The sequence below is a fragment of the Pseudomonas sp. AO-1 genome (genome assembly GCF_019775695.1).
GTDB lineage: Bacteria > Pseudomonadota > Gammaproteobacteria > Pseudomonadales > Pseudomonadaceae > Aquipseudomonas > Aquipseudomonas parakoreensis.
In genome coordinates, this window is record NZ_CP079947.1 from 1,177,417 (window position 1) to 1,190,304 (window position 12,888).

10 protein-coding genes are annotated in these 12,888 nt (G+C 60.9%); all 10 read right to left on the bottom strand.

Translation table 11 applies throughout. From position 1 onward, the window contains the following. Positions 1–8: 8 nt before the first annotated feature. On the bottom strand, positions 9–1,025 hold the full coding sequence (locus KVQ82_RS05505; protein ID WP_222018326.1) for a class I SAM-dependent rRNA methyltransferase: 1,017 nt from the start codon (positions 1,023–1,025) through the stop codon (positions 9–11). 191 nt (positions 1,026–1,216) lie between these two features. Next, positions 1,217–2,089, bottom strand: coding sequence for an oxygenase MpaB family protein (locus tag KVQ82_RS05510; protein WP_222018328.1), 873 nt, complete (start codon positions 2,087–2,089; stop codon positions 1,217–1,219). Positions 2,090–2,140: 51 nt separating this feature from the next. Beyond that, a complete protein-coding gene (acs, locus tag KVQ82_RS05515) occupies positions 2,141–4,078 on the bottom strand; it encodes an acetate--CoA ligase (protein ID WP_222018329.1) in 1,938 nt (645 codons plus the stop codon). Positions 4,079–4,291: 213 nt separating this feature from the next. Continuing rightward, on the bottom strand, positions 4,292–5,956 hold the full coding sequence (pgi, locus tag KVQ82_RS05520) for a glucose-6-phosphate isomerase (protein ID WP_047296605.1): 1,665 nt from the start codon (positions 5,954–5,956) through the stop codon (positions 4,292–4,294). A gap of 230 nt (positions 5,957–6,186) precedes the next feature. Continuing rightward, a complete protein-coding gene (panD, locus tag KVQ82_RS05525) occupies positions 6,187–6,567 on the bottom strand; it encodes an aspartate 1-decarboxylase (protein WP_041065393.1) in 381 nt (126 codons plus the stop codon). 150 nt (positions 6,568–6,717) lie between these two features. Continuing rightward, positions 6,718–7,578 carry a pantoate--beta-alanine ligase gene (panC, locus tag KVQ82_RS05530; protein ID WP_222018332.1) on the bottom strand — a complete coding sequence of 287 codons (861 nt, stop codon included), beginning with the start codon at positions 7,576–7,578 and terminating at the stop codon, positions 6,718–6,720. Further along, the gene (panB, locus tag KVQ82_RS05535) at positions 7,575–8,375 is read right to left on the bottom strand and encodes a 3-methyl-2-oxobutanoate hydroxymethyltransferase (RefSeq protein WP_041065398.1); all 801 of its coding nucleotides are present in this window, start codon (positions 8,373–8,375) and stop codon (positions 7,575–7,577) included. Before panB ends, panC begins: the two co-directional genes overlap by 4 nt. Positions 8,376–8,821: 446 nt before the next feature. Continuing rightward, complete coding sequence (folK, locus tag KVQ82_RS05540; protein ID WP_198758344.1) at positions 8,822–9,307, bottom strand: 2-amino-4-hydroxy-6-hydroxymethyldihydropteridine diphosphokinase; 486 nt, start codon at positions 9,305–9,307, stop codon at positions 8,822–8,824. 3 nt (positions 9,308–9,310) lie between these two features. Next, on the bottom strand, positions 9,311–10,711 hold the full coding sequence (locus tag KVQ82_RS05545) for a polynucleotide adenylyltransferase PcnB (protein WP_041065404.1): 1,401 nt from the start codon (positions 10,709–10,711) through the stop codon (positions 9,311–9,313). 734 nt (positions 10,712–11,445) lie between these two features. Then, the gene (locus KVQ82_RS05550) at positions 11,446–12,882 is read right to left on the bottom strand and encodes a sigma-54 dependent transcriptional regulator (protein ID WP_041065407.1); all 1,437 of its coding nucleotides are present in this window, start codon (positions 12,880–12,882) and stop codon (positions 11,446–11,448) included. Positions 12,883–12,888: the final 6 nt, after the last annotated feature.

The window sequence follows — 12,888 nt, forward strand, 5'->3', positions numbered from 1 at the left end:
GAGTACGGTTACAGCTGCAGGATCAGGGTTTTCAGCGGTGGCTGTTGGTCCAGCGACGGGAAGTCCGCGCCCGGGGTCATCACGCTCCATTCGCGCACCGGTCGCCCGGCCTTCTCTGCACAACGCAGGACCTGTTCGCGCCAGTCGTCCATGCTGACTTTCGCCAGGTTGTTGCAGCAGATCAGCACGCCGTTGTCGGCGGTGGTCAGCAGCGCCGGTTTGAGCAGGCTTTGATAGTCGCGCAGCAGGTCGACGGTGCCGAACGCGCTCTTGGCCCAGGCCGGAGGATCGAGCAGCACCAGATCGTATTGGCGCTGTTCGAGGCGCTGATAGCTCGGCAGTTTCTGCCCGCGCCGCTGGCTGATCGGCAGCCCGGCGAGCTGACGGATCGCCGGGAAATAATCGGACTGGATAAATTGCATCTCGGGCAATTGCGGGTTGAGCAGGCCGTTCTCACGGCCGACCGCCAGATTGCCTTCGGCGAAATCCAGATTGCACACCTCGCGCGCGCCACCGGCAGCGGCACTCAGGCCGACGCCACAGGTGTAGGCAAAGAGGTTGAGCACACTTTTGCCCTTGGCGTGATCCTTGACCCAGCCGCGAGTGTTGCGCAGGTCGAGAAACAGCAGCGGATCCTGCCCGGCATGTCGCCCGCGCACGCGATAGTTCAGGCCCCATTCGTGGCCGACCAGATCCACCAGCGCGGCCTCGTCGGCTTTGTAGACATTGTCTTCACGGTCAACCCGCGAGTTGCCGCGGGAGCGGTCGTTGTAGACCAGCAGGGTGTCAAACCCCAGCGTCTGGTTGGCCATGGCGTGCAGTTGCAGCAGGTCGTCACGTTCCAGTGTCTGGTGAAAACTCTGCACCAGCAATTGCGGACCGTAGCGGTCCACCGTCAGGCCGCCGGCGCCTTCCTGGCTGCCGTGGAACAGCCGATAGCAATCGGTGCCCTGGCTGTGCAGCTCAGCGAGCAGATCCTGGCGTTGGTCGAGGGCGGCGCGCAGCGCCTGATTCAAGGAAGACATGCGTGCGCCTTGCTGGTGAGAATGTGGGCGCGGGAGTTTAGCATTGTGCAGCTACAGATGCCCTGAGCCATTGCTCAGACCTGTGGCGAGGGAGCTTGCTCCCGCTCGAGTGCGAAGCGCTCGCAACATTTCGAGAGTCGCTGCGCAACCCAGCGGGAGCAAGCTCCCTCGCCACAGGTTCTGTGTTTAGATCAGATCAGCAAACCCATCCGGCGTTTGGCTCGCTGCACCGAACCATTGCGCATCGCCCAGCGCAGCATCGGCGCGCTGCGCTTGACGCTGGCGCGGATCAGCTGGCGTTGCAGCGGATTCTGCCGTATGCCGAACATGGCGCTGGCCCAGTCCGGCAGCAGATCGATGCCAGCCTTCATCATCAGGTCGCCAAAAGGTCGGGCCAGCACGCTTGGGGCCGGGGCTTCGAGCAGCAGGCGCAGGACTTCGCGGCTGCGCTCATCACAGAGCAGTTGCGGGCGCAGGCGTTGCAGATAGTCGGCCACGGCCTGACGTGATTTCGGCACGTCCTGCGCACCCAGGCGCTCGGCGACCACGGCGATTTCTGCGTAGTAGCGATCCTGATCCGCCCCCGACAATTGCGGGTTGCGGTAACGCAGATGCGCGGCAAGAAAGTGACTGACCTCGGCTACGTGCACCCAGGTCAGCAGGTCCGGATCGCTGGCCGCATACGGTCGGCCGTCCGGCGCGGTACCGACCACTTGCAGGTGAATGGTGCGCACTTTGTCGATCAGCCATTCGGCGTCCTTGCGCGAGCCGAACGTGGTGCCGGAAACGAATTGACTGGTGCGGCGCAAGCGGCCGAGCATGTCCTGACGAAAGTTCGAATGATCCCAGACCCCGGCCAGCGCCAGCGGATGCAGGGCTTGCAGCAACAGCGCGCTGATGCCGCCGATCAGCATGCTGCTGAAATCGCCGTGCACTTGCCAACTGATCGAGTCGGGGCCGAACAGCCCGGGATCGCCCTTGGGGTTTTCCAGATCGAGTTGACCGAGGGACAGCCCGGTCAGGCTCATGAGTTGGTTTTCGATACGGCTGCGGATGAATTCCATGACAACTCATTGGTGATGAACGGGCGCGGCCGGGTGACCGCGCCACGGATGTTACTGATTGAGGCGCTTGTCGATCAAACCCTGCACCACGCTCGGATCGGCCAGGGTTGAGGTGTCACCGAGGCTGTCGAGTTCGTTGCAGGCGATCTTGCGCAAGATGCGCCGCATGATCTTGCCTGAACGGGTTTTCGGTAAGGCCGGCGCCCACTGGATCAGGTCCGGTTTGGCGAAGCTGCCGATCTCCTTGCTGACGTGGGCGAGCAACTCTTTCTTCAGCTCATCGCTCGGCTCGAAGCCGTTCATGGGAGTGACGAAGGCGTAGATGCCCTGGCCTTTGACGTCGTGCGGGTAACCGACCACGGCGGCCTCGGCAATGCTGTCGTGCAGCACCAGCGCGCTTTCCACTTCGGCGGTGCCGATGCGGTGGCCGGAGACGTTGATCACGTCATCGATACGCCCGGTGATCCAGTAGTCGCCGTCCTCGTCGCGGCGTGCGCCGTCGCCAGTGAAGTAATAGCCGGGGTAGGGTTTGAAATAGGTGTCGACCATCCGTTGCGGGTCGCCGTAGACGCTGCGGATCTGCGCCGGCCAACTCGACTTGATCGCCAGCACGCCGCTGCCGGCGCCTTTGATTTCCTTGCCGTGCTCGTCGAGCAACACCGGTTGCACGCCGAACATCGGCTGCGTGGCGCAACCCGGTTTGATCCGCTGGGCACTCACCAACGGGCTGAGCATGATGCCGCCGGTTTCGGTCTGCCACCAGGTATCGACAATCGGGCAGCGCTGTTCACCGACCACGTTGAAGTACCATTCCCACGCCTCCGGGTTGATCGGCTCACCGACACTGCCGAGCAATCTGAGGCTTTGGCGCGACGTTTCCTGCAGCGGTCCGGCACCTTCGCGCATCAACGCGCGCAGAGCCGTCGGCGCGGTGTAGAAGATGTTGACGTGGTGTTTGTCGATCACCTGCCAGAAGCGCGAAGTGCTCGGGTAGCTCGGCACGCCTTCGAAAATCAGCGTGGTCGCGCCATTGGCCAGCGGGCCGTAGACGATGTAGCTGTGGCCGGTGACCCAGCCGACGTCGGCGGTGCACCAGAACACTTCGCCCTCGCGGTAATCGAGCACGTACTTGAAGGTCATCGCCGCTTGCAGCAGGTAGCCGCCGGTGGTGTGCAGCACGCCCTTGGGTTTGCCGGTGCTGCCGGAGGTGTAAAGGATGAACAGCGGATCTTCGGCGTCCATCGGCTCCGGCGGGCAGTCGTCGCTGACGTCACGCACGGCTTGGTGATACCAGAGGTCACGGCCCTCGACCCAATCGACCTTGCCTTGGGTGCGCTCGACCACGACGACGGTGCTGACGTCCGGGCAACTGTGCAGGGCCTTGTCGACGTTTTGCTTGAGCGGTACGAATTTGCCGCCGCGCACGCCTTCATCGGCGGTGATCACCGTGCGGCAGTCGGCGTCGAGGATACGGTCGCGCAAGGAGTCCGGGGAGAAGCCACCGAACACCACCGAGTGAATCGCGCCGATCCGCGCGCAGGCGAGCATGGCGTAGGCCGCCTCGGGGATCATCGGCATGTAGATGCACACCCGGTCGCCTTTTTTCACGCCACGGCTTTTCAGGACGTTGGCCAGGCGGCAGACGTGGTGGTGGAGTTTTTTGTAAGTGATCTGCGCCGATTCGGCAGGGTCGTCGCCTTCCCAGAGAATCGCGGTCTGCTCGCCGCGTTGTGCGAGGTGGCGGTCGATGCAGTTGTAGCTGACGTTCAGTTGGCCGCCAGCAAACCAGGCCGCTTCACCGGTTTTCAGGTCGTAGCGCTGAACGGTCTGCCACGGTGTGCTCCAGTCGAGGAAGCGCGTGGCCTGTTCGGCCCAGAAGGTGCTGGGGTGTTCAATCGATTCGCGGTACAGGCGCTTGTAGTCGTCCTGACTCAACTGCGCAGCCCGGCGGACGGCATCGGCTTTGGGGAACGTGCTGATATCGAACATGACGGTTCCTTATTCTTGTTGTGCGACAGGAATAAAGATGCGCCGAGCGGCCTGGAGGTTCAAGTCATCCCTGAAACAACTGTGGGAGCGAGCCTGCTCGCGAATGCGCTGTATCAGCCACAAAGATGCTGAATGACACACCGAATTCGCGAGCAGGCTCGCTCCCACATTGGAAATGGCTTGCCCACAGGATTTGTGGGCAAGCCATTCACCTCACCCGCGGTGACGGCCGCGGAAGTAGTTGATCAGGCCTTGGGTGGAAGCATCGTCAGCAACGGTTTCATCGCTGCCGACCAGACGGTTGTAAACGCCTTTGCCCAATTCCTTGCCCAGTTCCACGCCCCACTGGTCGAAGGCGTTGATGCCCCAGACCACGCTCTGCACGAACACTTTGTGCTCGTACATGGCGACCAGCGCGCCAAGACGACGCGGGCTGATGCGCTCGACCACAAGGGTGTTGCTCGGGCGGTTGCCCGGAATCACCTTGTGCGGTGCGAGTTTGCGCACTTGCTCTTCGCTCATGCCTTTTTCGCGCAGTTCGGCCTCGGCTTCCGGCAGGGTCTTGCCGAGCATCAGCGCCTGGCTCTGCGACAGGCAGTTGGCGTACAGCCACTGATGGTGATCGGAGACCGGGTTGAAGCTGACGATCGGCACGATGAAGTCGGCCGGAATCAGTTGGGTGCCCTGGTGCAGCAACTGGTGATACGCGTGTTGACCGTTGCAGCCGACGCCGCCCCAGATCACCGGGCCGGTATCGGTCGACACCGAGGTGCCGTCCTGACGCACGCTCTTGCCGTTGGATTCCATGTCCAACTGTTGCAAGTGCTTGGTGATGTTGCGCAGGTAGTGGTCGTACGGCAGGATCGCGTGGCTTTGCGCGCCCCAGAAGTTGCCGTACCACACGCCGAGCAGGGCCAGCAGCACCGGCATGTTCTGTTCGAACGGTGCGCTCTGGAAATGCTGGTCCATGGTGAAGGCACCGGACAGCAGTTCCTTGAAGTTGGACATGCCGATGGCCAGCGCAATCGGCAGACCGATGGCCGACCACAGCGAGTAACGACCGCCGACCCAGTCCCACATCGGGAAGATGTTTTCTTCGCGGATGCCAAACGCGACGGCCGCCGCGTTGTTGCTCGATACCGCGATGAAGTGGCGATACAGCTCGGCTTCCGAACCACCCTGCGCCAGATACCAGGCGCGGGCGGCCTGAGCGTTCTTCAGGGTTTCGAGGGTGTTGAAGGATTTCGACGAAACGATGAACAGTGTGGTTTCGGCGCGCAGCTTCTGCGTCAGCTCGTGGAATTCACTGCCGTCGATGTTCGCCAGGTAATGGCAGCGCACGCCTTTCTGCGCATAGGACAGCAATGCTTCGGAAACCAGCTCAGGGCCGAGGAACGAGCCACCGATGCCGATGTTGACCACGTCAGTGATCGGCTTCTCGGTGTAACCACGCCACAGACCGTCGTGGATGCGGCCAACCAGATCGGTGATCTGGTTCAGCACCTTGTGCACTTCCGGCATCACGTTGACGCCATTGACCGACAGCTTGTCGCCCACCGGGCGGCGCAGGGCGGTATGCAGCGCCGGGCGGCCTTCGGAGGCGTTGACGATTTCGCCGTCGAACAGCGCTTTGATCGCGCCTTTCAGATCGACTTCATTGGCCAGGCCCACCAGCAGGTTGCGGGTCTCGGCGTTGATCAGGTTCTTCGAATAATCGAGAAACAGTCCGCAGCTGCTGAGCGTGAATTGATTGAAGCGCTGCGGATCGGCGTTGAAGGCCTCGCGCATGCTGAAATCCTGCATGGCTTGGCGGTGATCTTTCAACGCCTGCCAGGCAGGCAGAGCGGTAACGTCATGAGGAGTGCGGTAGTACGCCATCGCTGCGGTTTTCCTTTTTACTTGAACGGCCTTTTGAACACAGAACAGACCGATACGCCCTGGTTGGGCGAGGGTCAAATGCGTCGACACGATTTTTCAACGCAGGGCGAATACAGTAAACCTCGCGCTGCGATCTGTCTTGACTTCTTCTGACCTGTTCCCTGTACTTTTTTAACATCAATACCGGGAACGGGCCGACCAACGGAAGGGAAGTGGCGCCTCGAAGCGGCTCAGGCGAGCTGAACCGGAATCGCGTTGCTGGTGTGGCTCAGCTCATTGCCCGGGGCCATGTACAGCATGCGCGGTTTGAAATTGACCAGCTCCGCTTCGCTGTAATGGGCGTAGGCGCAAATGATCACGCGGTCGCCGACCTTGGCTTTATGCGCGGCTGCGCCGTTCACCGAAATCATCCGCGAACCTTCTTCGCCACGAATCGCGTAGGTGGTGAAGCGCTCGCCATTGTCGACGTTGTAAATCTGGATCTGCTCGTATTCACGGATGCCGGACAAGTCCAGCCACTCGCCATCAATGGCGCAGGAACCTTCGTAATCGAGTACCGCATGAGTGACTTCGGCGCGGTGCAGCTTGGCCTTGAGCATGATGGCTTGCATGAGGGATTTCCCGGGTTGGAAGCGAACGGCGGGCAGTGTGCCCGAAGGCTTTGGGGGCGGCAATACAACGCAAAAGATCGCAGCCTGCGGCAGCTCCTACATGGACTCATGTGTAGGAGCTGCCGCAGGCTGCGATCTTTTGATCTTGCTTTAAACGGGGGTATCGAGGTTCAGGTGCAGGTTGTCGATCAACCGCGTGGTGCCGAGGAACGCGGCCACCAGAATCACCAGGTCGCGGTCTTCAGCCGTCGCCGGACGCAAGGTCAGGGCGTGGCGAATTTCCAGGTAGTCCGGACGCAAGCCGGCGGCTTCCAGCTGTTGCACCTGAGCGGCGATCAGTGCCGGGTAGTTGCGCTCGCCTTGCTTGATCGACTCGGCGATTGCGCTCAGGGTCCGATAAACCACCGGGGCCACCGCACGCTGGTCTTCGCTGAGGAAACCGTTGCGCGATGACAGCGCCAGGCCGTCGGCGGCACGCACGGTCGGTTCGCCGATGATCTGGATCGGCATGTTCAAGTCATGCACCAACGCGCGGATCACCGCCAGTTGCTGGAAATCCTTCTGACCGAAGATCGCCAAGTCCGGCTGCACCATGTTGAACAGCTTGCTGACCACCGTCGCCACACCTTCGAAGTGCCCCGGACGGCTGGCGCCACACAGGCCTTCAGACAGTTGCGGCACGCTGACCCGGGTCTGCCCGGCCATGCCGTCGGGGTACATCTCTTCGACGGTCGGGGCGAACAGCAAATGGCAGCCGGCTTGCAGCAGCTTTTCCTGATCCGCCGCCAGGGTGCGCGGGTACTTGTCGAGGTCTTCGCCGGCGCCGAACTGCAGCGGGTTGACGAAGATGCTGGCAACCACGAAGTCCACGCGCTGTGTGGCTTTGGTGATCAACGCAATGTGACCGCTGTGCAGATTGCCCATGGTCGGCACGAAGCCGATGCGCTTGCCTTCACTGCGGGCACGGGCCACGGCGGCACGCAGTTCGCGTACGGTTTTGACAGTGTTCATGCAGAGAATCCGTGTTCGAGGCCAGGGAACGTAACGCCTTTGACTTCGTTGACGTAGGCCTTCAGGGCGGACTGGATGCTGTCCTGACCCTGCATGAAGTTTTTGACGAATTTCGGTACGCGCCCCGTGATCGACAGGCCGAGCATGTCGTGCAGCACCAGTACCTGCCCGTCGGTATCGCTACCGGCGCCGATCCCGATGACCGGAATCTTCACGGCCTGGCTGATTTCCGCCGCCAATTCGCTCGGCACGCATTCGAGCAGCAGCATGGCGGCCCCAGCCTGTTCCAGCGAGATCGCATCGGCACGCATCTGCCGCGCCTGGTTCTCGTTGCGGCCCTGCACTTTATAGCCGCCAAGAATGTTCACCGCCTGTGGGGTCAGGCCCATGTGCGCGCAGACCGGCACACCGCGCTCGGCCAGCAGGCGGATCGACTCCGCCAGCCACAGCGCACCTTCGACCTTGATCATGTGCGCGCCGGCCTGCATCAGCGTGGCGCTGTTGGTCAGGGTTTGCTCGATCGTGGCGTTGGCCATGAACGGCAGGTCAGCCAGGATCAGGGCGTCGGTGTTGCCGCGTTTGACGCAAGCGGTGTGATAGGCCATTTCTGCGATGGTCACCGGCAAGGTGCTGTCGTGCCCTTGCAGAACCATGCCGAGGGAGTCGCCCACCAGCAGCACTTCGACACCGGCCTCGTTGCAGGCGTGGGCGAAGGTCGCGTCATAGCAGGTCAGCATGGTGATCTTTTCACCTTTCTGCTTGAGGCTCTGGAGCGTGGTCAGGGTGATGGCTGGCATGTAAAAAATCCTCGTTCAGGCGCTCTGGAAACTACTGCGAGTAACGCGCGTGATTCTTCATCTACTCAGGCGCACGGTCTTTTGTCGTGCTTATAAGGCCTGGATTGCGCCCGTATGTGCCGGGTTGGCGGCAGCGGGACGCCTATAGTCGTGAGGAGAACCTAGGAAGTCAATTGCGTGTGTTACCGCATTGTTACGAGGGGAGTGTTACCGGCGTTACTGATGCGATTCAGCGGCACGGCGGGACTGATCGGGAGGTTTTTTGTCCGACAAAAAACGAACACGGAACATCGCTTTTGTGGCGAGGGGATTTATCCCCGATGGGCTGCGGAGCGGCCCTTAAATGGTAGTACGCATTAATCAGTCACACCGTATTAGCCGGTTTTGCGACGGCTGCGCAGCCGATCGGGGATGAATCCCCTCCCATCCACAGGGGGAGATTTGCGTCAGGCGTGGGAGAGGCGTTCGAGGCCGACGAACGGGCAGGCGGCGAGCAGGTCAGCCAAGGCGCGGCCATCGGCCAGGTGCAGATCGGCGGGTGCCAGTTCGGCCAGAGGATAGAGCACGAATGCCCGCTCCTGAATCTGGTAGTGCGGGACTTTCAGTCGCGGCTCGTCGATCAGGCGATCACCGAACAACAGGATATCCAGATCCAGCGTACGCGGCCCCCAGCGCTCCAGGCGCTCCCGACCTTGATCGTTTTCGATGGCTTGCAGGGCATCGAGCAGGTCTAGCGGCGCGAGATCACTGTCGAGGGCAGCGACCGCGTTGGTGTAACGCGGTTGTCCCGGCAGCAGTGAATCGCTCTGATAGAACGCCGAAACACCAGCAAGGGAAGTTTGCGGCAATTGCCCCAGCGCATTGAGCGCGCTGCGCAGTTGTTCGGCCGGGTCAGCGAGGTTGCTGCCCAGACCGATATAGATGCGTTCCATGCCTTATTCGCCCGTCGAGCTGGAAGCCCCGGCGCGCTTGCGCTTGGAACCACTGCTGCGGCGACGTTTGCGTGGCGCACCGCTGGCGTCATCACCTTTGCCGCTGAGATCGCGGATCATGTCGCGACGTTCGCTGTCGTTGGCGTCCTGATAATCCGTCCACCATTCGCCCAGACCGTCGGTTTCCTCGCCAGCGCTTTCCCGCAGCAGCAGGAAGTCGTAACCGGCGCGGAAACGTGGATTGTCCAGCAGCAGGTCGGCGCGTTTGCCGCTGCGGCGTGGCAGACGTTCCTGCATGTCCCAGATCTCGCGGATCGGCATGGTGAAGCGCTTTGGAATGGCGATGCGCTGACACTGTTCGGCGATCAGCTCATGCGCGGCTTCCTGCATGGCCGGAATCGGCGGCATGCCACGCTCTTGCAGGCGCAATACGCGGGCCGGCAGGGCAGGCCACAGCAGGGCGGCAAACAGGAACGCCGGTGTGACCGGTTTGTTCTGTTTTATGCGCAGGTCGGTGTTGGTCAGCGCTTCGCTGATCAACGTGTGGGTGTATTCCGGGTTGTATTCCAGGGCGTCGGCACTGGCCGGGAACAGTGGGGCAAACAGTTGCAGATCGACCAGCATCTCGAAGGTGATCGCGCCGTGGCCGGAGAGGAACAGCTTGAGCACTTCCTCGAACAGGCGAGCGGACGGGATCTCGCGCAGCATCGGCGCCAGGTCGCGGATCGGCTGCACGGTGTGCTTCTCGATGCCGAAATTCAACTTGGCGGCGAAACGCACGGCCCGCAGCATCCGTACTGGATCTTCCTGGTAACGCTGCTTCGGATCGCCGATCAAACGGATCAGGTGATTACGGATGTCGTGTACGCCGTTGGCGTAATCGAGAATGCGCTCACTGACCGGATCGTAATACAGGGCGTTGATGGTGAAGTCGCGACGTTGCGCGTCTTCTTCCAGGGTGCCGTAGACGTTGTCGCGCAGAATCCGTCCGCTCTCGTTACGCGAAGACTGATTGCTGTCTTCGTCGTCTTCATTGACCGGGTGATTGGCGCGGAAGGTCGCGACTTCAATGATTTCGCGACCGAAATGGATATGCACCAGCTTGAAGCGGCGACCGATGATCCGCGCATTGCGGAATTCGGCTCGGACTTGCTCGGGGGTGGCGCTGGTGGCGACGTCGAAATCCTTGGGCGTGATGCCCAGGAGCATGTCACGCACGCAACCGCCGACCAGATAGGCCTGGTAACCGGCGCCCTGCAAGCGTTCGACGATATTCACCGCATAGCGGCTGAATTGCCCCTTTTGCAGCGAATGTTGGCCGCTGTTGAGCACTTCAGGAGTGCTGCGGATGTGTTGCGTACGACGCACGGGTGTTCGGAATGACTGGAACAGCTTCTTCAGCATGGGATGCACTGTTTGAAGGAATGTTCGGCCATACCAAAGAATGACCGCATGATGGGCGCAGATTCTAGCATTTAGTCGGGGGATGGTGTAGGACGCAGCAGATTTGCGCTGCAAGCCGCAGGCTACAGGCATCGGGCAGGGTCGAAACGGAGGTTTTTGCCGAAAGACAGAAACTACAAGGGGAGCCGAAGCTCCCCAAGAAGTAGTTGCGTGCTCTTTTTATTATTGATTCGGGCTTCTTGTTTTTGTTGAGTGCCCTCGCCATGAAGCTTTTCCTTCATGACCCTCCCAATCGGGAGCCAAGAGCAAACGGATTGCTTTGGTCGCTGTGTTGCAGTGATCTTGCGATCCAACCAGTACAGGCTCTGTCTTAGGACAGTTTTTGTTGTTCTCGGCCTGGTCGTGGGGCTAGCCCCAAATACAACGCCTCTCCAAAAGAATCAGTTAGCTGCGCCTCTCGCCGTCTTGTTTTTATTGTGCGTGAGTCGATTCGTCTTATTTTTATTGTCTTGTGCATTGCTTGTTATTGTTCTTGTACCAAACACATAGCAGGTGCCGTGCCAACTTTTGCGAAGCCCAATAAAACAAGGGGTTAGATCGATATAGCCGTTTTCTCGGGGCGAAAAAAAGCCGGGGTTTCGTTACCGATAACCCCGGCTTCTGTTACGTGAAAGGACTGAGGTAACAGTTTTTTCACATCTTCAAGCGTTACGCGCACACTCGACAGGTAACGTTCAGCTCTCGCTGGTGACCCCGGTCTTGCGCCGTGGAATGCCCAGGCGCTGACGGCGTTCCCACAGGCACTTGCGGCTGACGCCCAGTTTGCGCGCCAGTTCGGTCTCGGTCATGTGGTCCTGATGCTCAAGAACGAAGTGCTGGAAGTAATCTTCCAGCGACAGGTCTTCCGTCGGCTCATGGCTGCTGTTGCTGGTGTTACCTGCGGTTTGCGCAGGCAAGCCGATGAACTCGTCGTCTTCCAGATCGCTCAACTCGATGTCGATGCCCAGCAGGTCGGCAGAGATTTCCGGGCTTTCGCTCAGGATCACTGCGCGCTCGACTGCGTTTTCCAGCTCGCGCACGTTACCCGGCCAGGAATAGTGCCGGATGGCCTGTTCGGCATCGGCGGCAAATTTCAGGTCGGTACGGTTGATGCGCGCACTCTGGCGGGCGAGAAACGCCGTGGCGATTTCGTTGACGTCGGCGCCACGTTCGCGCAACGCCGGCAGTTTCAGGGCAATCACGTGCAGGCGGTAATACAGGTCTTCACGGAACTGGCCGATTTTCGCCAGGCTCTTGAGGTCACGGTGGGTCGCGGCGATCAAACGCACATCGACCTTTTGCGACTGCACCGAACCCACGCGGCGAATCTCGCCTTCCTGCAGCACGCGCAGTAGACGGGCCTGGGCTTCCAGCGGCAGTTCGCCGATCTCGTCGAGGAACAGCGTGCCGCCGTCCGCCGCCTCCACCAGACCGGCGCGACCGGCGCTGGCGCCAGTGAACGCGCCTTTTTCGTGGCCGAACAGTTCGGACTCGATCAGGCTTTCCGGGATGGCCGCGCAGTTCACCGAAATCATCGGTGCCTTGGCACGCTTGGACAGGTTGTGCAGGGCGCGGGCCACCAGTTCTTTACCGGTGCCGGACTCGCCCTGGATCAGGACATTGGAGTCGGTCGGCGCGACCTTGCGGATCTTGCTGTACAGGTCCTGCATCGGCGGGCACGAGCCGATGATGCCGATCTCGCCGTTGCTGTTGTCGACAGACGATTTGCCGCCACCATTGCTCGGTTTGCCGGCAAGCGCTTCGCCGGCGGCAGGTGCCGACTGGTGATCACGCAGGATCCGCGCGACCGCCTGAAGCATTTCATCGTGATCGAAAGGTTTGGCGATGTAGTCCACCGCGCCCATCTTCATCGAGTCGACCGCCGAGCGCAGGCTGGCGTAGCTGGTCATGATCAGCACCGGTTTACCCTGGCCAAGCTTGATCAGCTCGGTGCCGGGGGCGCCAGGCAGGCGCAGGTCGCTGACGATCAGATCGAATGTGGGAATAGTGAAGCGTTCTTGTGCTTCCTGTACTGAACCGGCTTCGCTGACCTGATACTGGTTACGTTCCAGCAGGCGGCGCAAGGCGGAGCGGATAATGGTTTCGTCTTCGACGATCAAAATGTGCGGCATTGATTC